The sequence below is a fragment of the Brasilonema angustatum genome, from assembly GCF_059505445.1.
The window spans coordinates 1-25907 of record NZ_JCACKO010000066.1; the positions used below are offsets into that span (position 1 = coordinate 1).

The 25907-nt window shown below is 42.1% G+C and carries 22 protein-coding genes; 11 read left to right on the forward strand and 11 right to left on the reverse strand.

The genetic code is table 11. From position 1 onward, the window contains the following. Nucleotides 1–156: 156 nt before the first annotated feature. The 4 genes from AC5JM2_RS13545 to AC5JM2_RS13560 all read right to left on the reverse strand — a co-directional run bounded on the left by AC5JM2_RS13545 (nt 157) and on the right by AC5JM2_RS13560 (nt 5957). Complete coding sequence (locus AC5JM2_RS13545) at nt 157–1338, reverse strand: hybrid sensor histidine kinase/response regulator (protein WP_495835396.1); 1182 nt, start codon at nt 1336–1338, stop codon at nt 157–159. Nucleotides 1339–1874: 536 nt separating this feature from the next. Next, a complete protein-coding gene (locus AC5JM2_RS13550; protein ID WP_495835397.1) occupies nt 1875–4706 on the reverse strand; it encodes a M16 family metallopeptidase in 2832 nt (943 codons plus the stop codon). A gap of 147 nt (nt 4707–4853) precedes the next feature. After that, nucleotides 4854–5297 (reverse strand): VOC family protein, encoded by a 444-nt coding sequence (locus AC5JM2_RS13555; protein ID WP_495835398.1) that lies wholly within the window; start codon nt 5295–5297, stop codon nt 4854–4856. A 150-nt stretch (nt 5298–5447) separates the two neighbouring features. Continuing rightward, nucleotides 5448–5957: a TIGR02652 family protein gene (locus AC5JM2_RS13560; RefSeq protein WP_495835414.1), complete on the reverse strand. Its 510-nt coding sequence runs from the start codon at nt 5955–5957 to the stop codon at nt 5448–5450. Nucleotides 5958–6153: 196 nt separating this feature from the next. On the opposite strand from AC5JM2_RS13560, the gene AC5JM2_RS13565 reads away from it, so the two are divergent. The 3 genes from AC5JM2_RS13565 to AC5JM2_RS13575 all read left to right on the forward strand — a co-directional run bounded on the left by AC5JM2_RS13565 (nt 6154) and on the right by AC5JM2_RS13575 (nt 8552). Continuing rightward, nucleotides 6154–6693 carry a gamma carbonic anhydrase family protein gene (locus AC5JM2_RS13565; RefSeq protein ID WP_495835399.1) on the forward strand — a complete coding sequence of 180 codons (540 nt, stop codon included), beginning with the start codon at nt 6154–6156 and terminating at the stop codon, nt 6691–6693. 315 nt (nt 6694–7008) lie between these two features. Continuing rightward, nucleotides 7009–7140, forward strand: a complete 132-nt coding sequence (locus tag AC5JM2_RS13570; protein ID WP_210617741.1) for a photosystem II protein Y — start codon at nt 7009–7011, stop codon at nt 7138–7140. 143 nt (nt 7141–7283) lie between these two features. Next, nucleotides 7284–8552 carry a bifunctional folylpolyglutamate synthase/dihydrofolate synthase gene (locus AC5JM2_RS13575; RefSeq protein WP_495835400.1) on the forward strand — a complete coding sequence of 423 codons (1269 nt, stop codon included), beginning with the start codon at nt 7284–7286 and terminating at the stop codon, nt 8550–8552. A gap of 385 nt (nt 8553–8937) precedes the next feature. Here AC5JM2_RS13575 and hisC read toward each other — a convergent pair whose 3' ends face one another. Both hisC and AC5JM2_RS13585 read right to left on the reverse strand, forming a co-directional pair. Then, nucleotides 8938–9990 carry a histidinol-phosphate transaminase gene (hisC, locus tag AC5JM2_RS13580; RefSeq protein ID WP_495835401.1) on the reverse strand — a complete coding sequence of 351 codons (1053 nt, stop codon included), beginning with the start codon at nt 9988–9990 and terminating at the stop codon, nt 8938–8940. 421 nt (nt 9991–10411) lie between these two features. After that, nucleotides 10412–11716 carry an ABC transporter substrate-binding protein gene (locus tag AC5JM2_RS13585; RefSeq protein ID WP_495835402.1) on the reverse strand — a complete coding sequence of 435 codons (1305 nt, stop codon included), beginning with the start codon at nt 11714–11716 and terminating at the stop codon, nt 10412–10414. Between the two features lie 216 nt (nt 11717–11932). On the opposite strand from AC5JM2_RS13585, the gene pilM reads away from it, so the two are divergent. Genes pilM through AC5JM2_RS13600 form a run of 3 tightly spaced genes read left to right on the forward strand, consistent with a single transcriptional unit; the run spans nt 11933 to nt 14627 of the window. Then, the gene (pilM, locus tag AC5JM2_RS13590) at nt 11933–13123 is read left to right on the forward strand and encodes a type IV pilus assembly protein PilM (RefSeq protein WP_495835403.1); all 1191 of its coding nucleotides are present in this window, start codon (nt 11933–11935) and stop codon (nt 13121–13123) included. 20 nt (nt 13124–13143) lie between these two features. Next, entirely contained in the window at nt 13144–13911 is a 768-nt protein-coding gene (locus AC5JM2_RS13595) for a PilN domain-containing protein (protein ID WP_495835404.1), read from the forward strand. Continuing rightward, the gene (locus AC5JM2_RS13600) at nt 13908–14627 is read left to right on the forward strand and encodes a pilus assembly protein PilO (protein ID WP_495835405.1); all 720 of its coding nucleotides are present in this window, start codon (nt 13908–13910) and stop codon (nt 14625–14627) included. Before AC5JM2_RS13595 ends, AC5JM2_RS13600 begins: the two co-directional genes overlap by 4 nt. A 157-nt stretch (nt 14628–14784) precedes the next feature. On the opposite strand, the gene AC5JM2_RS13605 is transcribed toward AC5JM2_RS13600, so the two are convergent. Next, entirely contained in the window at nt 14785–17124 is a 2340-nt protein-coding gene (locus AC5JM2_RS13605; RefSeq protein WP_495835406.1) for an NACHT domain-containing protein, read from the reverse strand. 133 nt (nt 17125–17257) lie between these two features. Here AC5JM2_RS13605 and AC5JM2_RS13610 point away from each other — a divergent pair, with 133 nt between their 5' ends. Further along, the gene (locus tag AC5JM2_RS13610) at nt 17258–17644 is read left to right on the forward strand and encodes a TRADD-N-associated membrane domain-containing protein (RefSeq protein ID WP_495835407.1); all 387 of its coding nucleotides are present in this window, start codon (nt 17258–17260) and stop codon (nt 17642–17644) included. Nucleotides 17645–17919: 275 nt separating this feature from the next. On the opposite strand, the gene AC5JM2_RS13615 is transcribed toward AC5JM2_RS13610, so the two are convergent. The 4 genes from AC5JM2_RS13615 to cbiT form a co-directional block, all read right to left on the reverse strand. Beyond that, nucleotides 17920–18417 (reverse strand): GNAT family N-acetyltransferase, encoded by a 498-nt coding sequence (locus AC5JM2_RS13615; RefSeq protein WP_495835408.1) that lies wholly within the window; start codon nt 18415–18417, stop codon nt 17920–17922. Continuing rightward, nucleotides 18404–18691 carry a type II toxin-antitoxin system TacA family antitoxin gene (locus AC5JM2_RS13620; protein WP_169154662.1) on the reverse strand — a complete coding sequence of 96 codons (288 nt, stop codon included), beginning with the start codon at nt 18689–18691 and terminating at the stop codon, nt 18404–18406. Before AC5JM2_RS13620 ends, AC5JM2_RS13615 begins: the two co-directional genes overlap by 14 nt. 190 nt (nt 18692–18881) lie before the next feature. Further along, a complete protein-coding gene (locus AC5JM2_RS13625) occupies nt 18882–19766 on the reverse strand; it encodes a phosphatidate cytidylyltransferase (protein WP_495835409.1) in 885 nt (294 codons plus the stop codon). A gap of 104 nt (nt 19767–19870) precedes the next feature. Further along, complete coding sequence (gene cbiT / locus AC5JM2_RS13630; protein WP_495835410.1) at nt 19871–20473, reverse strand: precorrin-6Y C5,15-methyltransferase subunit CbiT; 603 nt, start codon at nt 20471–20473, stop codon at nt 19871–19873. Between the two features lie 113 nt (nt 20474–20586). Here cbiT and AC5JM2_RS13635 point away from each other — a divergent pair, with 113 nt between their 5' ends. The 4 genes from AC5JM2_RS13635 to AC5JM2_RS13650 all read left to right on the forward strand — a co-directional run bounded on the left by AC5JM2_RS13635 (nt 20587) and on the right by AC5JM2_RS13650 (nt 25243). Continuing rightward, nucleotides 20587–22113 (forward strand): serine/threonine protein kinase, encoded by a 1527-nt coding sequence (locus tag AC5JM2_RS13635; RefSeq protein ID WP_495835411.1) that lies wholly within the window; start codon nt 20587–20589, stop codon nt 22111–22113. A gap of 121 nt (nt 22114–22234) precedes the next feature. Next, on the forward strand, nt 22235–24514 hold the full coding sequence (locus AC5JM2_RS13640) for an ATP-binding protein (RefSeq protein WP_495835412.1): 2280 nt from the start codon (nt 22235–22237) through the stop codon (nt 24512–24514). 57 nt (nt 24515–24571) lie between these two features. Continuing rightward, a complete protein-coding gene (locus AC5JM2_RS13645; protein ID WP_495835413.1) occupies nt 24572–25018 on the forward strand; it encodes a response regulator in 447 nt (148 codons plus the stop codon). A 123-nt stretch (nt 25019–25141) separates the two neighbouring features. Then, nucleotides 25142–25243: a hypothetical protein gene (locus AC5JM2_RS13650; RefSeq protein WP_495835415.1), complete on the forward strand. Its 102-nt coding sequence runs from the start codon at nt 25142–25144 to the stop codon at nt 25241–25243. Nucleotides 25244–25907: the final 664 nt, after the last annotated feature.

Below are 25907 nucleotides of genomic sequence, written 5' to 3' on the forward strand. Positions count from 1 at the left end.
GTACTGTTTCGTGATTGTCTCGTCAGTTTCGCACCGCGAACTAGTCTAAACTCCAGATTATTGATGATGTGTTAATAGCTATAGATAAGACAGGAGGTGGACATCAAATAGGACTGATTGGTGCTTATTTAGTATATTGGTGGGGGTAACTTCCAGTTAAATTGAGGATCGCTTTGGTAAAGTTACTATTACCCTCGTTCCTTTTCCCATCTGACTTTCTAAAGTAATATCACCACCATGTAACTCTACACAAATTTTCGCAATAGCAAGACCTAAGCCTGTTCCAGAAATTGCGTCAACGTTACTCCCACGACTGAAAGGTTGAAATAAGTTTTTTTGATCCCTTATTGGTATACCAATTCCTTCGTCTTTGATGTCAAAGATAACTTGTGATTCACCCCCAATCAGATGGAACTTTATACTACCCCCATCTGGGGAGAATTTAATCGCATTGGACATTAAGTTGACAAAGATTTGCCGCAAAAGTCCTCCATCACCCCAGAAGCCCTTGTAATTTCCACTGATCTCATAAACGAAATGATGGCGCTCGCTTAATTTTTCCTGCTGCTCTTCTATCAAGCCAGAAAAAAAGTGGTACAAATCCAGTGGTTGTGGCTTAAACTGGGCTTTATTTAATTCAAACTGGTTAAACACAAGCAAGTCATCCACTAGTTTAGCCATGTAGCGAGCTTTGTGTTCAATAATTTGTAGAAACCTTTGTTGTTTAGATTCATCCAGCTTTTCGCCATATTGCTTGAGGGTAGATGCTGCAGTCAGGATAGAAGATAACGGAGTTCGATACTCATAAGAAACTGTTGTAATGATTTGGGATTTAAATGCGTTAAGTTTTTGCTCGTTTCTAAGAGCTGCTTGAGTTTGAGCAAGCAGCTCTGCTTGTTGGATAATGAGGCGTTGTCTTTCCCTAGTTTTGCTGAGTACGCTTTGCAACTCCGAGTGCTGAATCACATTGCGGACTGCTAACTGTAGCACATCAGGTTTAAGATGTTGCTTGACCAAGTAATCTTGAACACCCTTTTTCATAGCTTGTACAGCGACCGCTTCATCACCTTGCCCTGTCAGCATAATTACGGGTGCATTTGTGTCAGATATTTGCTGTGTGAGATGATCAAGGATTTCTAATCCAGTCATATCAGGTAGGTTAAAATCCAGTAGAATAACATCGCACAGTATTTTTTGGCACAAGGCAAGTGCGTCCTTTGCAGAGTCTGCTTCCAAAATCTGATAGGACTGATGAGGATCTTTTAAAAGGTATCGCCGATAGATTCTTCGATCCTCTGCACAATCATCAATGATGAGTAGCGTCCTGGTGTCTGACATAAAAGGATGAACGAGACTTGTTGCATTTGTTCAACAAGCTTTTCATCTATCATAAGATTTTTAACAAAAGTTTAAACTAAGAAAAATTTTAATTTGAATGATTTATGACCAAAGCTAAGGGTGTAAGGGTGTAGGGGAACCAGTACTGAAGCGCGTAGCGTGGCACTTTGTGCCATAGGAGGGTTTCCCTCCGTAGGCGACGGGCGTTCCCGAAGGGCGTGTGTAGGGGTGTAGGGGAAAAGATAGGATGTTTTTTTGCCTCATGATGCACCGAATAAGCGAATGGTTTAGGGGTGTAGGGGAGCCAGTACTGAAGCGCGTAGCGTGGCACTTTGTGCAATAGGAGGGTTTCCCTCACGCTTGTTCTGGTGAGACCAGCGCTGCAGGAGGGTTTCCCTCCGTAGGCGACGGGCGTTCCCGAAGGGCGTGTGTAGGGGAAAAGATTAGGACTATTTTGGTAACAGATTGTTTAATTTCTCATCTGTTACCCCTTACATCCTTCCACCCTTACCCCCTTACACCCCTTTTGGTCTTAGTTATTGACTTATACTACCTTGTGTGGAAACATCAGGCCCGGCTGTGACTACAACAATTTGATCTGGATAGAGTAACTCACGAGCTGCTTGATTAACTTGCTCAAAGTTAACTGCTTGAATTTTTGCAGTAAAATTGCGCAGTTCCTCTTTATCTAGCCCGTACACGTGATTCATCAGAATTTTCCCGATCAATTCCTCTGGATTTGCCAAGGATACGATGTAGTTGCTAATTAAGATCTGTTTAGCTGTTTCTACTTCCCGTTCAGTAACACCTTTTTGATGAATTTCCTTGAGCAGTTCACGAGTACTGGCGATCGCCTGACGGGTATCTTCTGGACTGGTTTGCATCTCAATCATGAACGTTCCAGAATCGTTTCCAGCAAGGAAACTGCTATAAATTCCATAGGTGAGTCCTTGGCGATCGCGCACTTGTGCTCCCAGCCGACTTGATAAAGTATCGCCACCTAAAATCTGATTCAACACCAAGGCTGCATAAAAACGGGAGTCTTTGCGGTTAATACCTGTGTTACCCATATAGGTAATAGCTTGAACTTTACCTGGAAGCACTGGGTTAAGGTTGATAACTTTTTCGGGCATTGATACCGTTGGATACTTTAATGTCGGTGGTGAACCCTTTGCTTTCCAGTTACCGAACTCCAAGTTTATCAGTTTTTTGATTTTTTCTGGAGCGAAATCTCCTACCAGTGCTAGCACCGTTGTATCGGGACGATAATGTTTTTTTCTAAATTCAATCACATCCTTACGGCTAATCCGTCGTAAACTTTCCTCTGTAGGGAAGACATGTAAGGGATGTTGTTTTGGGTAAATCGATTGTACAAATGTTCTTTGTGCGACTTCTGAAGGATCATCTAATTCATGTTTTAAGGCAGTTAATGCTTGTTTACGACTCAGTTCTAACTCTTTTGTGGGAAAATTAGCATTTCTGACAACATCTGCTAAAGTTTGAATCAAAACGCTTAAGTCTGCTGCCAAACTATCGCCTTCAATTCGCACACCTTCTCGGTACGTTTCAAACTCAAGATTTGCGCCTCGATCTTCTAAAGTTTTCGCAACAGTCAAAACATCTTTTGTTTTCGTCCCATTGATTAAATTCTCAGCGACAAGAGACGCCAGCCCTGCTTTCTCTTGTGGATCAAATTCCTTACCAGCTTTGATGTAGCCAGACAGAGTGACTGTAGGAGTGCTCTTATCGGGCACAAGCAATACTCGAAAACCATTAGATAATGTGAATTGCTCTGGTAAAGTATGGCTTGTAGCAACACTAGCCAAATCTACTGGTGGTAAGTACTTTGTCACTTCCTCTGTGGTTACAGATCCACCATGTGCAAAATTTTCTGTATTGTGTTTGGAATTTGCTTTGTGATCATTCCCATTTGCTTTAGCGCGAGTCGGCTTAAAAAAGCCCACTGTACGTGCTTCTTGTTTGAGATATTTATTTGCTACACGCTGTATATCTTGTGCGGTTACTTGACGAACAGCCGCCAAGTAACGGTCTGTATAACGATAATCACCAGTAGTTGTCTCATCATTACCCAATTGCAAGCCCAGACTAGTAATATCACGGTTACTTAAAACAACAGATGCTTCTAACTTCGTCTTGGCGCGATTGAGTTCTTCTGCTGTGACTCCTTTTTTTGTCAGTTTGGCGATCGCACTTTTTAAAACCGAATCAATTTTTTTTACATTTTGCTCAGGATCTGCTGTCACTAACAACTCATACCAGCCTAATTCCATCAAGTTAACCACAGAAGCTGAAACATCACTTGCTAAACCTGATTCCACCAATGCTTGTTCCAGGCGAGAGTTCCGTCCATCTGTTAAAATCCGATCCATCAGATCCAACGCTGCTACATCTGGGCTTTTTGCATTTGGTAACGGATACACAGCTTGCACCAACAATCCTGATCCTGGTTCTTTTAAAACAATTGGTTTAGATTGTGAAGTGACAGGCGACGCTTGTAAAACTTTTGAGTGTTGAGTGTTGAGTGTTAATCCTTGTGTCTTAGGTATTTTCCCAAAAATCTCTTTAACCGCTTCAAGAGTTGGTTCAGTTTGGAAATCTCCAACGATCACCAAAACAGCATTGTCAGGACTGTAGAAATTGCGGTAATATTTCTGCACCTGCTCTAAATCAAACCTTTGGACATCAGCTTGAGTCCCACCAATCGGTAACCCGTAAGCATGGTTGGAAAACGCAGCCTTCATAACAGCGCGGTTTAAGCGGTAGTCAGGACTATTTTCGTAACCTTGCAACTCAGAAATCACAACTCGCTTTTCGCTCTGCAATTCTGTCGGATCAATCCGAGCATTTTGCATTCTGTCTGCTTCTAGCGTTAGTAGAGCCGTGAGCTTATCGCGTTCTGCGGTATTATAGTATGCTGTTTGGTCATAACTTGTGAAAGCATTTGAGTCACTGCCCAAAGCACTCAACAACCGTCCAAATTGAATGGGACGATTTTTTGTGCCTTTAAACATCATGTGCTCTAATTGGTGGGCAATTCCATTCAATCCAGGTTCTTCGTTACGTGATCCCACCTTATACCATACTTGTACACTCACTACCGGGCTGGAGTGAATTTCCCTACTCAAGACAGTTAGACCATTGTCCAACAGTGTTTTTTGAACATGCTCAGTCAATGAAATACGCTCTTTTCTATGAGAAACTGTTATTTTTTGTGAATCTAACGATGAGAAAGAAGTTGTTATCTGGGTATCAGAAAATCCATCTCCAAGCAACAACACTGTCATTAGCGAAAGAGTTAACAGTAGTAAACGAAAACGGTATCGATGCACTTTCGGCAACACAGACATAAATTTTACTATATTGTCTGTAAAGGTTGTTACAAAATTTTTATTTTCTTGAATATAATAATCTGACTTTTCTGACTAGTCTGTGATCTCAACAAGACTACAGAACGAGCAAAGTAGTATTGTACAGATAAAAAATTAGAAGTTCAACTAGGACAGTGTTGCTAATACGCGGATGAATTCTAGAGGCAAATTATCAGTATCTGCAAGAAAAGTTACTTCATAAATTTTCTGACCTATTTGCTGCTGTGTAGGTTCTAAAAGGATTTTCAGTGGTTGTAACAGGTCAGGATTACTTTTTGATAACACTAAAAAACGTTCTTTTAAATTTGTTAACCAACTAGATAAATCTGGTGTTATTTCAGTTAAATCAAACGAGAGATGATAGTACCCCACGTAGTGTTCATCTGCAAATGCATCTGGGGCAGGTTTTGGTTCCGGAATTTGGATCAGTTCAATTCTGCCGTTGAGTCCTTCCATCCAGCATGCAAGAGTATAGCCTGTTGTGAAGCGTTCACAGACTGTAAACCCTAGCTGTTCGTAGAAGGCGATCGCCAGATGAATATTTCCGGTACGAATAGAAGCGTGATGCATAAATTTTTTTCCTTTGTTATTTGTCATTTGTCCTTTGCTAAACGACAAAGGACAAAAAACAAATGACTCAACGCGAAAGCCCAACGCAATAGCCTAAGTTAGGGGGCGCAGCGAAACCCTGCAATTTTGAGTGGTTTGCCTAACTCTCTATTACTCAAATAATCGGAAATAGGGATACCGTACTGGTACACCAGGTTCTTTTTCCAAATCGAAATTAATCACATCCCAACAGGGATCATCCAAGGAATCAGCGCTAAACTCCACAGGTAAACCATAAAGTCGCGCCGAAGTTGTCTCCGACTGTCCAGAACGCCACTGAGTGTTGCGTTCTAAATAACCACTCATCAGTTCTTGATAGCGTCTAGCAATAATCACTCGTGTTGCTCGATAGCCTTGGGTATAAAGCTTATCTAGTGCTTCATGAATTTCAAACCGAATGCCATCGGGATGAGTATGTTGCCGATACCAGTCGCTATTCCATCTGCGCCAATGACGTCCTGACTGTAGATGGATTAATTCCCCAGTTTCGGGATTTGCTTCAAACGCGCCATGACGCGGACATAAATAAGTGTCGGTTAGTGTCAGAGCCGGGATTGTTTGGCGGCAATGGGGACACTGAATTTCTGCACCGAATATGGGGTACTGCAAGGCTGGATTCATCATGAAGTGCGTACAAACATATTTTTGTCTTCACCAGTAGTGTTGGTTCCTTTTACACTTCTGCTCCACCTTATTGGATACCGATTTACTGCTGCCCTTGCGAGCCTGGTGGCTCTACACCGTGATATCCTGGTTTTGCAACCTACCAAGGTTGGAGTTCCTCCAGTGTTCCTGGGTACCACACCTCTATTCTACCGTGTCTATCGCTTCCTACTGGTCTTCTCCTGATATTTCTCAAGCCGCCTTTATAGCAGCGAACGCTATTGTTATGGGTTCAGTCAAAATTGCAGCCGGGGTGAGCATCTGGTACGGGGCAGTTGTTAGGGCAGATGTGGAATCCATAGAAATTGGCGAATGTACAAACATTCAGGATGGAGCAATATTACACGGTGATCCTGGAAAACCCACGGTGTTAGAAGATCATGTTACTGTCGGGCATCGTGCTGTCGTACACTCTGCCTATATAGAACACGGCAGCTTGATTGGAATTGGCGCAGTTGTTTTAGATGGAGTACGAGTGGGTAATGGTAGCATTATTGGTGCTGGCGCAGTCGTTACGAAAGATGTACCACCTCTATCCCTGGTTGTGGGTGTTCCTGGCAAAGTTGTCCGCCAAATCTCCGAAGCGGAAGCAGCAGAACTTATTGAACATGCTGAACGTTACAAAAAGTTAGCTTTGGTTCATGCAGGCAAGGGTACGGATATTGGGTTTAAAGCACCTGAGCACAGGGAGTAGGGAGCAGGGAGAAGGGAGCAGGGAGAAGGAGAAGCCCTTCGACATAGGATTTTCCTCTTTACCACAACGCCAGATGCCTCAAGTCGGGGAACCCGGACGCCAGATACCTACGGAGGGAGACCCTCATCAAGTACTGGCTCCCCACAGCACTGGCTCCCCTTACACCCTTACACCCCCACACCCTTACACCTTTAGGTTTTGTAAAGATTCTTTACGTATTGTTTGGCAAAGTTGACTGGTTCAGGTACAAAATAAATAATGAGAAAAGTTGATAAAACTTTAATATATATATACAGAACACTAGAGGTTGTAGATATGAGCTTTCCAGATCTGCGTGTGGTCATTGTTTTAGCACCAATTCTCATTGCTGGTGGTTGGGCACTTTTTAACATTGGTGCTGCTGCTCTGAATCAATTGCAAAACTTTTTGAATAGAGAAGAAGCTTAAAATCAACTGATTACCACAAAATATTTAACCGGCTGTTTTGATTCATAGGGCAGTCGGTTTTGTTTGTTGCAATTCTAGCTGGACTTGTGAAATTAAAGCATTGCATGAAGAGAAAATCCCACCTACTTACTTGACTACCTTTTGTGGATATCGACTCCCTACTTCAACCCTTCCAACACTTTGGCGTTCATCTTGGATTAGAACGCATTGTCAAACTACTGGCAAATCTTGGAAATCCTCATGAGCAAGTTCCAGTGATTCATGTTGCTGGGACTAATGGCAAAGGTTCAGTTTGTGCTTACCTGAGTTCTATTCTCACTCAAGCAGGTTATCGCACTGGACGCTACACTTCACCTCATTTGGTAGATTGGACGGAACGTATTTGCCTGAATGAACAGCCGATTTCTTCAGAGGAATTTTGCCAATTATTGCTGCAAGTGCAAGCAGCAATTCGCCAAGGAGAAGAGTCACCAACTCAATTTGAAGTCATTACCGCAGCAGCTTGGTTATATTTTGCACAAGCTAAAGTGGATGTGGCGGTGGTAGAAGTTGGATTAGGAGGACGCTTGGATGCAACAAACGTCTGCTCAAAACCTCTCGTCACTATTATCACTTCGATTAGCCGTGAACATTGGCAGGTTCTCGGTCCTACTGTTGCTGATATTGCTAGAGAAAAAGCTGGTATTCTTAAACTTGGGTGTCCTGCTGTTGTGGGATCATTGCCAAGGGAAGCTGAAGAAGTTGTGCGATCGCGTGCTTTAGAATTGCAATGTCCTGTGATTACGCCTCAACCTTCAAAAGTCATTTCTCCAGGATGGGCGGAGTATCAAACACAAAATTCACTCTTTAGAAATTCAAATTTAATTAAATACCCTTTGCCGTTACAGGGACAAATTCAGTTAACGAATTCAGCTTTGGCTTTAGCCGCTATAGAAATTTTACAAACGCAGGGTTGGAAGATATCTGAATCAGCCATTGTTCAAGGAATGGCAAATACAAAATGGCTGGGGCGGATGCAATGGACAACTTGGAAAAACCATAAATTGTTGCTAGATGGTGCTCATAATCCAGCAGCCGCCCAAGTTTTGCGAGATTATGTAAAAACACTGAATGTGAAATCGGTTAGTTGGGTGATGGGAATGCTTTCCACAAAAGAGCATGGGAAGATATTCCAAGCTTTACTGCGATCAAATGACCGATTATATTTAGTGCCAGTTCCTGATCATAGTTCAGCCAATCCTGAGGAATTAGCAAAACTAGCTCAGAGTATCTGCCCAGAATTGAGTTTTTGTCATACTTACCCAGAATTATTATCAGCCCTTGAGACAGCTTTTGCCTCGACAGATGATTTGGTAATTTTGTGTGGTTCGCTGTATTTAGTTGGGCATTTTTTAGGAAGTACAAATGCTTAGGGCGCTGTCGGGTGTCAGGCAGGAGAGGATAATATTGCTCAAGATAGAGATAGTATTAAATCAATGGGTGGAGTTCAGTGTTGGGAGTTCTTGGATATATTGAAAACAACGAAATATAAACAAGACAAGGAAAAAAATGCAAAATACTCCTAACAAAACATCCCCTTCTACTGTTAAAGTAACCGAAAAGGAAGTTATCTCAAATAAGCAATACTGGGCGCTCAAGGGATGGCGGTGTGTAAAGTAGGGAGCAAGATGCTCCCACTGCTACCTTTGGGTTTGCAGTCGCGAAGTGAGGCAAAGCCGTCATTCGCGCTGTCTCACTGCTCCCTTGTATATACGGTTCATTTTTTCATTTTTTCATTATTTTGCGTAAGTCCTGTACTTATTTATTTACGCTAACTAACGCTTCTACCAACATCTGATTTTGCTCATCGGTTCCAACTGTAATCCGCAGCTTATCCTCTAACCCCGGTTGCTTAAAATAACGCACCAAAATTCCTCGTTCCTTCAACCCCAAGTAAATAGACTCTGCATTTGGCTGAGTCGGAGTTGCCAAAACAAAGTTAGCTTGAGAATCAAGCACTTTCCATCCCAGATTCTTCAAATCTTGCGCTAGCTTCGTCCGCGAGATTTTCACTTTGTCTGCACAAGTATTCTTGTAAGCCTGATCTCGCATTGCAGCTGTACCGACTGCGATGGCGATCGCATCAATGTTGTAACTATCTTTTACCTTAAATAAGCCAGCCAGCAGTTTTGGATTTGCCACCCCAAAACCCATCCGCAACCCTGCCAAGGAATACCCTTTGGACAAAGTACGTAAAACAATCACGTTCTCAAATTCTTGCACCAAGCGCAACGCGCTATACTCAGCAAAGTCAGTGTAAGCTTCATCAATCGCCACAATTCCTGACACTTGCTGTGCCAATTCCCGCAGATCATCTAAAGGTACCACATGACCAGAGGGACTATTGGGAGAAGCAATAAAGGTAATTGCTCCATTCGCCGCAATGAGTTCTTTAATTGGTAACTGAAAATCGGTAGGGTAAGGAACTTCAACCACTGGTGCAGGTTGTATAGCTGATAAAGTTCGATATAGCACGTAGGTTGGCATGGGATACACGACTTTGCGTTCGCCCCCCTCCGCACAGGAACGCACCAACACATTCAACACATCATCGCTCCCATTACCTACAATAATCCAATCTGCAGGTACTCCCAACGCATCACTCACTGCTTGACAAAACTCTCTGGCAAATGGATCAGGGTAGCGTCGCAGCCACTCACCATCTAAATTGTGCAGTACCTCCATCGCTTTTGGGGAGGGCGGATAAGGATTTTCATTTGTGTTGAGTTTGATAATTTTTGTTCCTGGTTTGGGTTGTTCACCAGGAATGTAGCCAGTCATGGCATCAATAGCAGGACGAAAGTAGCTCATAGTTAATGGTGGGAACTTATATACAGGGAACAGGGAACAAAGTACAAGCAAAGTATGTTGTTGTTATATCAAATCCGTTTGTACCGGAATTGTTTATCCAACACTCCCTCTGCGTTCTCTCTGTTAAAAAGATCTGAGTCTCCTCTGGAGACGCTACGCGAACGGAGGAAACCTCTGCTCAGACTTTTCGCTGCTTCCTCTGCGGTTTTTCAATGATTCAGATTCTAACCAGAAACGATATTAGCGGTTAAGAGCCCATGAGTTTAAGGCTCAAATATTGAACCATAATTCTCGTCCGCCAAGAAATTTATTTCTTGGCTCAAAGTTCAAGTCTGTTAAAACTCGTTTATTGTATTACTTGCGGCAGAGCCGCCCCAAGCGCATTTCCAGGTGGAACCTGGAAACGAGATTGTAATAACTCCTAAGTTTTCGTACTATTCCACTCTTGTACTGCATCCTCCACAGCTTTATCCACTGTCTTGTCACCCAGCATAGCCGCTTGCAAGTTCTCGTAAATTGCTTTTTGCAAAAGTTTTATATCCTTAAGCACTGGAGTTAATATCTCTGCCTTTTGTAGTTCTTGCGCACTCATCACTCGCGCCTTATCTAAAGTCGAGGCGTTGGCGGGTGCATCTTTGAAGTAGCTATCAGCAAGAGACTTCGTTGTGGATGGAAGAACATTCGCTGCTTTGGCAAAACTGAGTTGGTTCTCGTCATTTGTCAGGAACAAGGCGAATTTGAGGGCGGCGTCGGGTTGTTTGCTGTCACGAGGAATCACAACGTTCATCACAGCGACATTTTTCTTGCCAGTTTCACCAGTGACTTGCGGTGCGATCGCAGAAACTTTGGCTATGGCTGGCGCATTTTTATTAATGTTCTCCAGAAACTCTCCTCCAGAAAACAGGAACGCTGTTTCTCCAGCTTGGTACAGATCTACTGCACGACGATGTCCTTGTGTCAATGTTTCTTTGGGAATAAGTCCTTTTTTGTATAAGTCTACCCAATACTGAAACGCTGCTTTACCTTGTGGGGAGTTAAATGCTGCTTTACCTTGAGCATCCACCAGAGTCACTCCCATTTGTACCAAGGACTCTAACACCTCTGCAGCATCTTGGGGAACGAAGGTTACAAAAAAGGCATATTTACCAGTTTTGTCCTTAATTTGTTGAGCCGCCTGCGCTAATTCCGCGTAAGTGACAGGTGCTTTATTGATACCTGCCTGTTTTAAGAAATCAGTGTTATAAATGGTTAGTTGGGTGGTGAGGTACCAGGGAATCCCGAAACTCTTGTTATTGAGCGTGCTTGCTTGCCAGATGTTCGGTAAATAGGAGGAACGCACTTGTTTTGGGACTTTTGCATCTAAATCTAACCAGGCATTTCTTCCTGCAAGTTGGGAGGCAAAATCTGGATTGAGGTTAACAACATCAGGCGGTGTTTTTCCTGAAACGGCTGTTAAAATTTTGCTCTCCATTGCCGTCCAAGGCACATCAACCCAACTCACTTTTATACCAGGGTTTTTTGACTCAAAAGATGTTATCAGGCTTTTAAAGTAGTCAGTAAATTGGGGTTGGAGTTGCATAGTCCAAAATTGAACATTTGCGATTCCTGATGATGCTTGTTTTGTGCTATTACCAACATTGCCTGTACCACAACTAACCATCCAACTGGTTAATACACCGAGTAGTGCCCAAATAATTAGTTTTTTGAATTTTTGAATGCTAACCATCGTGCTTGTATTTTATTTAAGTCTATTGGGTTCAAGGTACTTATGAAATAATTGTGGAGATTATAAGCTGAAACAATTTCTTAAGTAGCTCAACTTAATGAAAATGTAAAGTGTGATTGCCCTATGATATTAATCCTTAACAAAAAATAAAAAAAACGAACCGCCAAGACGCAAAGAACGCAAAGAAAAGAAGGAGAAGAGAGATAAGGTGTTTCTATGCTATTTAGGAAGGCTGTATTCAATAAGAATTGGTTTAGTAAATTTCAGAAAGGGGTTGGTATAGAACTGTCACCGCAACGTGTGAATTTAGTTCAACTGCGTAAGTTACGTCAAGGTTTGAAACTAGAAACTTTAACATCGGTATCTCTTCCTGAGGGGGTTTTCGTGAATAGTCAAATCGTTGACTCCCCAACAATGGCGCAATTTATTCAGCAAGCGTTAGCTGAAAGTAACATCAAAGCTTCTCGTGTTGCTACTGCTATACCGGGGCGAGAATCAATTATACGCACCATATCTGTACCAGCGGAGTTAGATGATAAAGAACTACGCCACATGGTAGTAAACCACGAAGCAGGTTTGTATTTACCTTTTTCTTGTGAAGAAGCTGATTTAGATTATCAGAAACTTGGGTATTTTGTAGATGATGACGGCATTGAAAAAATACAGATACTGTTAGTAGCTACACGAAAAGAAATTACTAATACATATATAAATACATTTGAACTAGCCGGATTGCAAATCGATGTTCTAGATATTAACATTTTTGCTTTGATTCGCACACTTCGTGAACAACTTCGAGAATTTGGCTCGCAAGAAGCAGTCGTACTCGTGGATATAGAATTTGATTGTACAGAAATAGCGATTATTGTTAACGGAATCCCACACTTTTTGCGTACAGTTCCTATTGGAATAGCTCTCATGCAAACTGTATTCTCTGAAGCAATGAACTTACCCGTTTCACAAGATATAGATCTGTTGTATGAAATATCTGTTCCTTCAAGTAATATAAATGGAGGAAAAACAGACGCTCATGATGACATTCCTGAAATCAATCCAGGCGTAGTAGCACTGATGAAAGTGTTGGAAGAACTTACTGATGAACTGCGCCGTTCCATCGATTTTTATCTCAACCAAGATCAAAATTTGCAGGTAGCGCAGGTTATGCTAGCTGGACCAGGAGGCGGACTGAGACAACTTGATGATTATTTGACACAACAATTGAATTTACCAACTTCTCAAATTGATCCAGTTGCGGCTTTGTCATTGCAAATTGATGAAGATAAATACTCCTTAGTGGAACGCTCTGGATTGGGAATTGTGCTTGGTTTAGGAATGCGAGAGGCAGAAGAAATTCAAATAAGAAAATTAATTGCAAGTCTCCTGCCAATGTCCAATATATATTTTTAAAGCGTGAAAAATTATACAAAATGTACAGTATAGATATTAACTTTCTCAAAAACCGGAAAATTGAGAATAATTTTGAAGATAAGCAACTAGAAATATCTCTACCTACTGGGAATTTAACACCAGTGTATATAGGACTAGTCGTTGGTCTATTGTTTCCAGCTTTGGTGGGAGTTGTTTGGTGGTTTTTGCAAAGTAAAAATACAGTCTTAGAGCAGAACATAGCACAAATGGAACAGGAAAAAAAAAGATTAGAAGTAGAAATAGAAAATGTTAATAAAATCCAAGTCGAAACAAGTAAAATTAAGCAAGAAACTCAAGCTTTAGTGAGTGTGTTTGACCAAATTCGTCCTTGGTCAGCTATGTTGCAAGATTTGCGCGATCGCATCCCAACAACAGTCCAAATTGATAGCATCAAACAAATTGCACCCACTACACCAACACAAAGACAATCAGCATCCAATCCTGCTGGAAGTTTAGAAATATCTGGGTTTGCTCGTTCCTTTAGCGATGTCAACGATTTCACGTTGACTTTACAACAATCTCGTTTCTTCAAAGCTGCACAAACAAAAATTATCACAGCAGAATTAGTAGATGCACCCATACAACCAGGTACTACATCTGCAACAAGCTCACAAATGAAACCACCCCAAATTGTCAAATACACAATTCAATCTAGTTTGAGTGATATTCCCGCCTCTGAATTCATTCGTGAATTAGAGCAAAAAGGCACAGTAGGACTTGTGACTCGGATTCGCAGTATGCAACAGACAGGAGTCATTCCAAGATGACGGTGGGTGATGATTTCGATTTTGTAGAAGACACGCAATTTGAGACAAGTTCCTCTAGTTATCCTGTTGCTTTTGGCATCACCTTAACACCAAAAGTGATCGGTCTTATTTTAGGAGTTTTAGGGCTTGCGGGAGCAGCTTATATGCTGATGAATTTCGTGATGCCAGCGTGGGATAATTTTCAACAGCAGCAAACAAAACAGAACGAATTACAGCAGACTATTGACCAAAAGAAAACTTACATCAAACAAATTGACAAAGTTCAACAGGAGCAAGCACTTGCTAAACAGCAACAAATCCAGGTTTTAGCTTTATTTGCTAATGAGAAAACTTTAGATACTTTACTACTAGATTTGAATCGCTTGGTTGAGTCTACTAACACTCAAGTTTCTGCTGATGCAGTCAAAGCTAAACTGAAGAAATATGTGCCGACTGGAAAAGCTGAACCTATTACTGATGGTAGTTTTGGTTCATTGGTGAATGGCAAATTAAAACGCAGTAGTATCAATATTGAAATTATCGGAACTTACGAACAAACACAATTAATTTTCCGCAATATAGAGCGGTTACAGCCTTTGTTAATTGTGAAAGACTATCAATCAAGTTTGGTTCCAGAACCTACGACTCAACAGGATAAAGTTATGGTGCGTGGTGTTGAACCAACAGTTATTAGTACATCTTTTCAGTTACAAGCATTAATGCCACTTAGTCAATAGAAATAGGACTTACGCAGAAGAGATCCCCCAACCCCCTTAAAAAGGGGGCTTTTAAGATCCCCCCCTTTTTAAGGGGGGCTAGGGGGGATCGAGGTTTCGGGTTTTGAGTGCGTAAGTCCTAAGGAAGTTGCAGCGGTGAAAGCAGTGCAATCAAAGACTAAGTAGCATTTGGCAGCAGCAATGTATCCTCAATCTCCTGGCGAACTTCGCGGCTGACGTAGCAATCGCTGTTGAGGCAATCAACTAGCAGTTTATTAGCATCGTAGTACTGCTCCAGGAGTTCGTTTTGAGCATCAGTGAATTGCCAATCATGACCAATGTTGCGATGCTCAATCATGACGGCTCTAAGCTGTTCAGTCCAAGTTGAACCGTTTTCCTGCCACCATTGTTCGTATGCTTCTTCGTCTTCTGGGTTGGGCAGTTGGTCTTTGAGTTGTTGAAGCGATCGCCCTAATTCAGGGTTAAGGGTTTGGTCGAAATCTCGGGCGAGGTCGAGGGCGAGGTCGAGGATTTGGGCGAGGTCGAGGGCGAGGATTTGGTCGAAGTGTCGGTCGAGGCTTCGGACTCGGTCGAGGGCGAGGTCGAGGGCGAGGTCGAAGTCGAGGCCGAGGTTTCGGACTCGGTCGAGGGCTTGGTCTCGGTCGAGGTCTCGGTTGAGGACTCGGTCGAAGACTCGCTTGAGGTCTCGGTCGAGGCCGAGGGTGAGGGCGAGGTCTAAGTCGAAGGTGAGGTCCTTATCTTGAGTGAAGAAGCTGTAGAAAGATCGCACGGCAGCAAGTTTATAAGACACTTTTACAGAATCAGATTTTTCTTTGACCCAAGTGAGGAATTTCTGTAACTTTTCATCTTTTGCTAGAAGTTCATCAGTTTGTTGCTTCATCAACTTCAATAAATCATCAGCACTCCGCATCAGCCCTGTAGTCAACAAAAAGACCTCTCGCCAGCGTTTTTCAGCGACATGCTCTGCCAATTTTGCCCAAGCAGACCTTTCTTTGATTTCCCTAGCAGTGAAATACTCGTGAAATGTTAGGTGAGAAAAGGAGTAGATACCCGTTGCTCGTGCTACTAGTAACCCATGTTGCGCTTCAATTGATTTCAAAATGGCTTCGCTATCTAGTTCTAATGCTTCTGGTGCAGTGTTAGCATTACGTAAGTTGCGGATGAAATCAGCAATGTAATCTTCAACCGTCTTTTTCTTAAAGAAATAGTTTTTCTGCTCGAAAGTAGTTAAGGCAATGTGTGAGAGTAAGTTTTCCTTGCCCTGCAAAGACAAGTCTTTGTAGACTTTATCTCGCTCAATGTTACGACCAACATCCCATTTTTTCAATAACACATCTACACCTTCGGTGTAAAGCTCAGAACGATTGGCAGGAAAATCCCCAGCTTCACCAAATACCAAACAAAGTAGAGTTAAAAGTAGGGGATTAGTTGCGAGTTCTTCAATTGGTTTATTCTTTTTCAGTTTCTCGATGAAGCGCTTACCTTTGACTGGGTCTTTTTTTGATTGGAACCAGTTTTGAGCAAAGGTAGCTATCTGTTCAGAGTCAAAATCTGCTACTTCTACTTCAGTAAACCCTTGAAACGTGTATTCTTTGGCAGCAATTCGACAGGTGATGATGAATTGATTATTGTGAAACTGGTAGGAAAATTCCTGAACTTGATCTAGAACCTTCTTGGTATCTTCTTCTCGGACTTCATCCAGCCCATCTAGTAAAATTAATGCCTTACCTTGTTCTAACAGTTGCTCTGTTTTCAAGTTAGCATCCGTGACTTTACATTTAGATAACTGTTGAGCAATATACTCCAGAATATTTGGCTGTTCCAGTGATTCTGCAAAATCTTTGAGGGTAATGAAAATGGGGAAGCGTTCTTTTTGAAACTGCCCCTCAATACACTGCATTGCCAAGTATTTCAGAAATGTGGTCTTTCCGGCTCCTGGTTTACCAAACACCATCAGCTTGCTGTGTTTCTTTACTGCTTGGAGTCCTGGTACACGCTCTTGGGTTACTTTACTCAGTCCAAAGCGGTCAAAATCTTCTAAATTACAGTTTTGTAGTAGTTCACCAATCTCTCGTCGCGTGCGTCCTATTATTTTTTCAAAAATATTGACATCAGTGTAAATGTTATCTAACCCAATAGGCTGGGTCATATCTAGCACCTGCATTGTACCGCAGCGCTGTTTTATATAGGGTGTTACCTTCTTGCGTACCTCTTGCACTAAGGCATCAATATCGGTGCTGACACTAGCTTGCTCTGGTGAATCTAATGAATCAGTTGATTTTTGACCAGTAATTTCTTCCCAATCTAGCTCTAACTTCTGACAAATCTGAATAAATATTTTATGACTTACCGGCTTACCATTAAAGAAATTATCAACTGGTTGACGGGTTACTTGTAGTTCTCCCGCTAACTTTTGGTTGGTCAACATTTTGCCAGTAAGAGATGTTTTTGCCTTTTCAATCCCTTCAGCACATGCTTTTAGCGAATTCTGTGGCATGGTCAAATTACGTTGATTTTAAATGGAAAGCCAAAGTCATGCTAAAAGTCTACAACAGTTAAGCAGTGCAATGGCTGAACTCTAAGTCTCAAATTAGGAAACTGAGAGAGTAATGATTCACGGACAAACGTTTATGAAACCCAACACTCTACTCTCATCTTCAGCCCCTAATCACACCGACGATAGTAAACCCAACAAGCCCAGTGAGAAGAAACCTCAACAATCTGATGATTCCCACTCTGACGCTTACCTTAAAATCATGCTAGATCTATTTCACGAACGTCTGCGTCAAGCAAAGCTGAATTTCAACCTCTATGTTGTAGCAGTTGCAGCTTCCCTTGGCATCAGCGTAATTGGTGCTGGGCTTTTGATTTCTGGTAAAGCCTCTGAAGGGAGCGTCACTACCGCTACCGGCTTAATTTCAACAACCCTTTGCTCTCAAATCGCCAAAGAATCGGGTGAGAAATTAGAGGAACTAAGGGAGGATCTCAAAGGTTTCGGTTCTTCCTCAGATAGCTAATTTATTTTATCGGTGTGCGATTGCGCTTCGATTCTTCTGTGTAAGAGAAGCGATCGCGCTCTTGAGATTCCCGTTCCCAAGTCGGGCGCATTTCCTGACAACAAAACATCCGTCTGGGATTTATTTGAATTAGAAAAAGCTGTGTATCAGTTGAATAGGCGATGTCTGACGACAAGCCGCTTTGCGTCTACGCTTGCACTGAAATAGCTGATACCAATAAATCGTTCTGAGGTTCCTCATTCGTCTATAAATCGCGCCTTGACGTAGCTTAACCATTACTCAAGCATTTGCTCAATGACTGACAATGGCAAAAATAGTTCTAAAGACGCATCTTCCAAGCTGACAAAACCATAGCCAGAGTAGTAGGTTTTTGCACTTTCATCTTTTGCATCAACAAATAAACCAATGCTTCCCGCATTTTCCGCAACAATTAAGGCACGCTGCATTGCCTCAATCATCAAAACTTCTCCAATCCCTTGTCGCTGATAGGCTTGATCGACTGCTAATCTTGCCAGCTTGACACCAGGAACTTTTGAAGGATATTTCTTAAAAAATTTCGCGCTCAAATTGTCTACACGCACTTCACACAATGTTAATGTGAAGAAACCAATTATCGCCTCTGGCTGCTCTGTATTAACTAGAACGAAAGTACGGGAAACACCTTTTTGGATATGCTGTCTTGCTGTTTGTTTAAGGAATTGATTTAATGTTTCATTGCCACAGTTAAAGCTATCGCGGTCATGCTGCTTACCTAATAATTCAATGACTCTCACTGAAAAATTCCTTGTGCTTTTTCAAGGCTGCTTTTAACTTGGCATTCGGTACAGGAGGATTCTCAATTAGGCTAAATACCGTATCAGCATCATTTTGTGACAAAATAATCACTCGTTCATCTTCTATGATTTTTTTTGCTTCTTTCAACGCCGCCTGAATCATAAACTGATTCAAGGTAGCACCTGATAATTCTGCTGCTCTTTCTAGAGTTTCTTGAATACTCACAGCAATTCTCGCTGTTATCCGAACTGTATTTTTGTGACTATTAGACATGGAGATAATGGTGTCATGTTCTCCTAATTTTAACTTATTGGTGTCATTTTGGCACCAATAAGTTACGAGTGGGATTTCGGGAGCATTTAGCAGAAACAGCCCATCAATCTCGAACTTCGGTTCCTTGACTGCGACACAATCAAATCAATACTCATTTGATAATAATTCACTTTTGCAAGAAGTTTCTTCACTACTTACCCACCAGTGGCAACAAGAGAGTGAGAAAATAATAAACCAAAGGAGCAGTGAAAATATAACTATCCGTACGATCCAAGATACCTCCATGACCGGGGATTAACTGCCCGGAATCCTTTACCCCAGCATCACGCTTGAGCATAGATTCGGTCAAATCACCCAATAGACTAGCAATGCCAATCAGCAAACCTAATGCCACACCAGTAAAAACGAATTTAGGCCAATTGAGATAATATGCTGCGACGACAGCGACGACAACACTGCCAGCAATACCAAAAACCGCTCCTTCGACTGTTTTTTTCGGACTGATATCTGATAAAGGGGTTTTGCCAAAAAATTTCCCAAAAAAGTAAGCACCAATGTCAGCTGCCCAAATACATACAAAGGTGAGTGCTGTTCCGGTCAGACCTTGGGGTAATGCGCTAAAATTTCCGTTGACTATATTTGTCCAAATTGTGGACAGGTAATCACTCACAGGTAGATTGCTGATAGTCGCACCGTCGAGCGATCGCAACCGCACCCAATAACTCGGCAGATACCCTGTGTAAAATAGTCCTAAAATGGAAGCGGCAATATCCGCAATTGTTGCCATTTTTGGCTGAAACAGCAGGTAAAAACAAATAAAAGTGCCAGCCAATGGTGTGACAGCATCAGCTAAGTCTCCATATTTAGTGCAAATGATCAGCAGTACTTGACTGACAAACATGGTGGTTTTAGCAGTAGGAACTATGCCTTTTGCTCGCACCAAATCAAAATATTCTAGTTGACCTAGAAAAACAATAACCGCAAACAAAACAGTATAATACCATCCACCTAAAACGGTCGCGCTCAAAGCAAGGGCTATTGCAACAATTCCACTAAAAATCCGAGACCAGGGCATGGGCAAAAGAACGAAAAAGTCAAGAGTTAAAAAAGAAAAATGAAGATTGAAGAAATTTTTGCATCTTCGTTTCTTCGTGCTTTTTTCTTCGATGATTCTGTTTTCTAGTCTAGTTTCTCACCACTGAGAATAAAAATGGGATTAACGGCAGTAAAAGTCTGAGAAGATCCTCGCGTTTCTAAACGGTTGACAGCCGACTGGATGACTTCAACATTTCTGGCTTGCAACTGGGCAAAGCTTTGAGAAATAGCATACAGACTTTCTAGATTAGCAGCTGTGGCGACAACTCGACCTGAGGGTTGCAAGTAATGCCACACTGCCTTCATAATTTCTTGGATGGGACGTCCTCCTTCAATACAAACACGATCAGGAGCAAGTTTTAAGTTATGTAAACACTCAGGAGCGCTCCCTTCAATGACTTCGACATTTTTTACCTCAAAGCGATCGCAATTGTGGCGGATCAAGTTCGCAACTTCTTCATCTCGTTCTACAGCAAAGATCTGTCCTCTTGGACAGAGTAGCCCCACTTCTATAGGAATCGTTCCTGTCCCTGCACCAATATCCCATAACACAGTGTTGGGTAAAAGACGCAGTTGGGCAAGCAACAGCAGTCGAATTTCTCGCTTGCTGAGGGGAATTCCTGGCAAGCGTTCAAATAAATCATCTGGAATACCAGGAGTAATATAAGGCCAAAGTTGGCAGGGCATAGACATATTCACCCATTCGCTTATTCAAAATTTAAAAAAAGATATGTATCTAGCTAGGTTAGGTAAATAGAATAAATAAAAAGGCTTTAAATTTATATTCATAAGTAATCGTAATGAATGCTCAAGTATTAGGCGATCGCTACGAAGTACAGCAGCAATTAGGGAAAAAGACTGGGCGACGGACGCTTTTAGCTCGTGATCTTCTGACAGACGAAATGGTGGTTGTCAAGTTACTGTCTTTTAGCAGTGACTTTGAGTGGGATGATCTCAAGCTGTTTGAGCGAGAAGCTGAAACTCTAAAAAAGATAGCACATCCATGTATTCCTCGCTATTTAGACTATTTTGAGATAAATTCATCAAATATCAAAGGGTTTGCTCTCGTACAAACTTATATACCAGCACAAACCTTAGAACAATACATCAAAGCTGGACGTACTTTTACAGAAGCAGAAGTTAAACAGATAGCTAAAGCACTTTTAAAAATTCTTATCTACTTACATGAGCAAAAACCTCCTACAATCCACCGAGATATTAAGCCTAGTAATATTTTGCTGACAAATCGCTCTGGCAATAATGTCGGTGAAATCTACTTGGTAGATTTTGGCTCAGTGCAGACTGTAGCCGCAGGTGAAGGCGGGACAATGACTGTAGTCGGAACTTATGGCTACATGCCACCAGAGCAATTTGGTGGACGCACGGTTCCGGCATCTGATCTTTACAGCTTGGGTGCGACTTTAATTTACTTAGTCACGGGGATACAACCAGCAGATTTACCTCAAAAGGACTTACGGATTCAATTTGAGCAAACGGCAATTCTGAGTCCTATTTTAACTGAGTGGTTACGCTGGATGAGCGAACCTAGTTTAGAACGACGGTTGAGTTGTGCGCGTGAAGCACTAGCAGCTTTAGAACATCCACTACTTTTACAACAACAGCACTCAGAAGAAATGCTCCTCACAGACAGGATGAGAGGGAGTTGGTATTGGGATGGTCAACATTGGATTACTAAAGATCAAGAGGTTTCGCAAAAGCTTAACACCAAAAGTGAGTCTGGACGTCATAGTTTAACCATTAAAATGACGAAACCGGCAGGAAGCAAAATCACACTCAAGCAAGATGAAAGTTCTTTTGATCTTCTGATTCCACCAACTGGTTTTCAGCCGTCGATGACGTTCATGGTTTTGTTTGCTATTTCTTGGAATACTTTTATTCTTTTTTGGACAATTAACGCCCTGGCGGCACCTTTTCCAATAAACATACCCTTTGCTTTATTCTCGCTTCCTTTTTGGGGTGCTGGTTTTCAGATGTTGTCTTCGATTTTCTTTCCTTTGTGCAGAAGGACTCGACTTCGTTTAAATCGAGAAAAAATTGCCTTCGTCTGGGATTTTTTTGGCTTGAAATTCAATCGTATTGCTTCAGCACCAACACAGGATATTACTAAGTTAGTATACTCACCGAAGACCTTTCAAACAGATTCTCAGGGTCACAGAGTTGAAATTCTGCCTCAATTGATCATTTGGGCCGGAGTGCATAAATATCAGCTTGGTGGTGGTCATGGTCCTATTAAGTCTGAGCCAGAAATTGAATGGCTTGCTCATGAATTAAGTGATTGGTTAGGTTTACCTCTGACGCAAGAATGAAAATAGTACGGAGTGAGGAGGGATAACGAGTTCATGATGACTACTTATTGGTTAATGTTTTTATGTAACGTTTAATTGCGGTATTGTAAAACAAATAAGTTTGGTTCTCGTGAGTCAAGCTATGAGCCACTCTGATATTACCTTTACCCAAGCTACCAACCTGATTCACCACGAACCAATTTACCTGCCTACTTCAATTCAGCCTCATGGCGTACTGCTGGGACTTAGTTCTCAGCTAGAAATTCGATGGCTGAGCAATAATACTCAAGATTTCTTAGGTAAACAGCCACGCGAATTACTCAATCAACCCCTCAACACTCTGCTTAATGCAGAACAAGTCAAAGCTATTGAGCAGTTTTACCAACAGCAGGAAAGTAGCGTTTATTCCTTTAAGCTGTCTATCCAAACTTCAAAGGGTGAGCAATATTTTGATGCGATCGCTCATCGTACAGAAAGTACTGTGATTCTTGAGCTAGAACCAACTGATTCTATCAACCAGATCAGCTTTTTGAACTTCCATGCCTTGGTGCAAGAGGCGATCGCCAAAATGAGACAGACATCAAATCTCACAGATTTTTTGCATCTGGTTGTATCACAAGTGCAAAAAGTCACAAAATTTGATAGGGTGATGGTCTACCAATTCGACAAAATCGGAGCGGGTTCCGTAGTTGCCGAAGTCAAACGGGATGATTTATCACCTTACCTGGGATTACATTATCCAGCTACGGATATCCCCCAGCAAGCTAGGGAGTTGTATCAGCGCTGTCTGCTTCGATTCATTCCGGATATGAATGCTCAACCTGTCGAGCTTCTGGCGGTTGAAAATCCCGAAACGCATTCCACACTTTTTGACTTAAACTTGTCTGTACTGCGGAGTACTCATCCTTGCTGTGTTGAATATCATCAAAACATGGGTGTAACAGCCGTCCTGGTGATAGCACTCATTAAGGAGCAAAAACTTTGGGGACTAATTTCCTGCCATCATCAAACGCCAAAGCATATTCCTTACGAAGTGCGGAAAATTTGCGAATTTTTAGGACAGATTGTGTCCTTGGAATTAGAACACAAAGTCAATCAGTCTGAATTAGACTATAAAATCAAGCTTCAATCGCTACAGGCAGATTTCATTGAGTCCATATCTAAAGCAGATAACTTTAGAGAAGCGCTTATTTACCCTAAGCTTCGTTTGCTGGATATCGTCAATGCTCAGGGAGCAGCAGTTTGTTTAGATAATGACATTACCCTTGTAGGTGCAACACCAACAATTGAGGAAGTTCGCGCCCTTATTGAATGGGTAGACACCCAGATCACTGACAATCTCTTTTCCACGGATTCTCTGCCCAAGCTTTATCCAGAAGCTGTTGCTTTTAAAGATACTGCAAGTGGTTTGCTACTGTTGCGAATTTCTAAAGTTCGGCGCTATTACATTCTCTGGTTTCGTGCCGAAGTTATCCAAATGGTAAACTGGGCAGGTCAACCGAATGAACCAATTCAGGTTAATACTGATGGTAGCATTACCCTTTGTCCGCGAGTATCCTTTGAACTATGGCAGGAAACGGTTCGATTGACTTCGCTGGCTTGGAAATCGTGTGAAGTTGATAGCGCGATCGCTCTTAGAAATGCAATTGTGGGCATTGTACTTTCTAAGGCAGATGAGTTAGCCAAAATCAATCAAGACTTAGAGCGCAGCAACCGCGATCTTGCTTCTTTTGCCTTTGCCGCTTCTCATGATTTAAAGGAACCTTTGCGGGGCATTTACAACTACTCAAATGTCTTGCTGGAAGATTACGCTCAACTACTGGATGAGGATGGATTAGACTACCTAAACACCGTGGTATCCTTGTCCATACGCATGGAAACTCTCATCAATTCACTTCTGAGACTTTCTCTGTTGGGGCAAGGTCAACTGAACCTGCAAGCAACTGACCTTAACAACTTGCTTTGCCAAGTAATTGATGTTGTACGTGCTAGCCGTTCACCAGGTCAGTTAGATATTCGCATCCCTAGACCAATGCCCACGATTCAATCTGACCCAGTTCTCGTTAGCGAAGTTTTTACTAACTTGATTATCAATGCATTTAAATACAATGATAAGCCAGACAAATGGGTTGAAATTGGTTATTTGAATATTCATGATCAACGGGAAAAGGGATTGCAACAACCACAACTGCAAACTTCAGTTCCTTATGTTTTTTATGTACAGGATAACGGTATCGGTATTCCAGAACATCACTATCAAACTATTTTCCGACTCTTTAAGCGGCTCCACTCTCAAGAAAAGTTTGGTGGAGGTACAGGTGCGGGGTTAGCTATTTCTAAGAAGATTGTTGAGCGTCACGGTGGTCTTATCTGGGTTGAATCGTGTGTTGGTGTTGGTTCAACCTTGTACTTTACGCTATAATAGTCCAAATTAACATTACAAAAGATTTCTTTTTAATACGATTTGTAAAGAAAACCAATGACCACAAAACTCAATGAACCACTGCTGGTTGTTGAGGACAGCAATGAGGATTTTAGGATGCTACAACGCCTGATGCGGCGAATGGCTGTCCCAAACCCTATATATCGCTGTACTAATGGGGATGAAGTTTTAGACTTTCTTTATAAAGAGGGTAATTATCAAGACCCTGACTTAGCACCAAGACCTTGTGTTATCTTGCTTGACCTCAATTTGCCAGGCATTGATGGTCGTGACATCTTAGAACGCCTGAAGCAAGATAACAGCTTTAGGGAAATCCCCATTATTGTTTTTACCACATCATCTAATCCAAGAGATATCGAACTTTGCTACCAAAAAGGTGCAAACGGCTATCTTATCAAGCCAATGGATACTCAAGAACTGCAAAAGAGAGTCCAGGCATTTGTAGGTTACTGGTTAGAGGTAAATACTGCTTTCAGCACGTGAAGCTTTTGAGACAGGTTCATGGAGGCTGGCTAACGGCAAGATTGCTGAGCGTTGGGCAACGATTACACCGCCTAAGGAAATTGATTAGAAATGAACAATCACCACAAGAGCTTATGAGAATACATTGATGCCCTCAAAGCGATTGGCGAGGTGCAAAAAATTGACAAAGAAGTGGATTTGAACTTGGAGATTGGTGCGATCGCCCGCCGTTGTTATGAAACTTAAGAACTTCATTATTATGGATATTGGGAAAATGGGCAGCGGCTTGAAAAAATTCTCAGTAAATAAAAATGAAGTCACTGGAGAATGATGAACTTACAAAATAAAGTTGCCGTCATTACCGGAACACAAGCAGCGGCATCGGTGAAGTGACTGCTCGCGAATTGAATGCTGCTGGAAAAATGGGCAGTGGCTTGGCAGACTACTAGCTAAAAAATGGTCAACAAATAGGGATATAAGGGGGTAAGGGTGTGAAGCGCATTTGCGCAGCACCCCCTACGGGGTGCTTCGTGCCGTAGGCTGGGTGTAGGGGAACTCCATCAAGAAATTGGGGAGCCGATACGCCGGGACTATGCGTCTGCTTGTATCCAGTAGCGTCGTTCACTTACACCCTTATACACGCCCTAGTACTCGACCAACCCAAAATTGCCGGGTTAAGGCAAGCACGGGAGGCAGGGGAAGCAGAGGAAGCAGGGGGAGAAAGAGATTTTTCTTGCTGCTATTAACCAAGCATTGTTGACTTGCCAGACTACTAGTGGGAACGGCCACGCCTTACGGCTATCGGGGAAGACCTCCGGTCTCGCTGCGCTTTAGACCTCTGGGCGTGCGCTTTGCTGTCCTTAGAATCATAATGTGGGAAAATTTTTGAACCATAAATTGGAAAAAAGTT

What these genes read in the sequence shown, in the direction of transcription:
- AC5JM2_RS13635 (WP_495835411.1), top strand. Translation starts at nt 20,587, where the DNA reads ATGAATGCTCAAGTATTAGGCGATCGCTACGAAGTACAGCAGCAATTA.
- AC5JM2_RS13570 (WP_210617741.1), top strand. Translation starts at nt 7,009, where the DNA reads ATGAGCTTTCCAGATCTGCGTGTGGTCATTGTTTTAGCACCAATTCTC.
- AC5JM2_RS13640 (WP_495835412.1), top strand. Translation starts at nt 22,235, where the DNA reads ATGAGCCACTCTGATATTACCTTTACCCAAGCTACCAACCTGATTCAC.
- AC5JM2_RS13595 (WP_495835404.1), top strand. Translation starts at nt 13,144, where the DNA reads ATGTACAGTATAGATATTAACTTTCTCAAAAACCGGAAAATTGAGAAT.
- AC5JM2_RS13620 (WP_169154662.1), bottom strand. Translation starts at nt 18,691, where the DNA reads ATGTCTAATAGTCACAAAAATACAGTTCGGATAACAGCGAGAATTGCT.
- AC5JM2_RS13645 (WP_495835413.1), top strand. Translation starts at nt 24,572, where the DNA reads ATGACCACAAAACTCAATGAACCACTGCTGGTTGTTGAGGACAGCAAT.
- AC5JM2_RS13560 (WP_495835414.1), bottom strand. Translation starts at nt 5,957, where the DNA reads ATGAATCCAGCCTTGCAGTACCCCATATTCGGTGCAGAAATTCAGTGT.
- AC5JM2_RS13605 (WP_495835406.1), bottom strand. Translation starts at nt 17,124, where the DNA reads ATGCCACAGAATTCGCTAAAAGCATGTGCTGAAGGGATTGAAAAGGCA.
- AC5JM2_RS13550 (WP_495835397.1), bottom strand. Translation starts at nt 4,706, where the DNA reads ATGTCTGTGTTGCCGAAAGTGCATCGATACCGTTTTCGTTTACTACTG.
- AC5JM2_RS13610 (WP_495835407.1), top strand. Translation starts at nt 17,258, where the DNA reads ATGAAACCCAACACTCTACTCTCATCTTCAGCCCCTAATCACACCGAC.
- hisC (WP_495835401.1), bottom strand. Translation starts at nt 9,990, where the DNA reads ATGAGCTACTTTCGTCCTGCTATTGATGCCATGACTGGCTACATTCCT.
- pilM (WP_495835403.1), top strand. Translation starts at nt 11,933, where the DNA reads ATGCTATTTAGGAAGGCTGTATTCAATAAGAATTGGTTTAGTAAATTT.
- cbiT (WP_495835410.1), bottom strand. Translation starts at nt 20,473, where the DNA reads ATGCCCTGCCAACTTTGGCCTTATATTACTCCTGGTATTCCAGATGAT.
- AC5JM2_RS13600 (WP_495835405.1), top strand. Translation starts at nt 13,908, where the DNA reads ATGACGGTGGGTGATGATTTCGATTTTGTAGAAGACACGCAATTTGAG.
- AC5JM2_RS13585 (WP_495835402.1), bottom strand. Translation starts at nt 11,716, where the DNA reads ATGGTTAGCATTCAAAAATTCAAAAAACTAATTATTTGGGCACTACTC.
- AC5JM2_RS13555 (WP_495835398.1), bottom strand. Translation starts at nt 5,297, where the DNA reads ATGCATCACGCTTCTATTCGTACCGGAAATATTCATCTGGCGATCGCC.
- AC5JM2_RS13545 (WP_495835396.1), bottom strand. Translation starts at nt 1,338, where the DNA reads ATGTCAGACACCAGGACGCTACTCATCATTGATGATTGTGCAGAGGAT.
- AC5JM2_RS13625 (WP_495835409.1), bottom strand. Translation starts at nt 19,766, where the DNA reads ATGCCCTGGTCTCGGATTTTTAGTGGAATTGTTGCAATAGCCCTTGCT.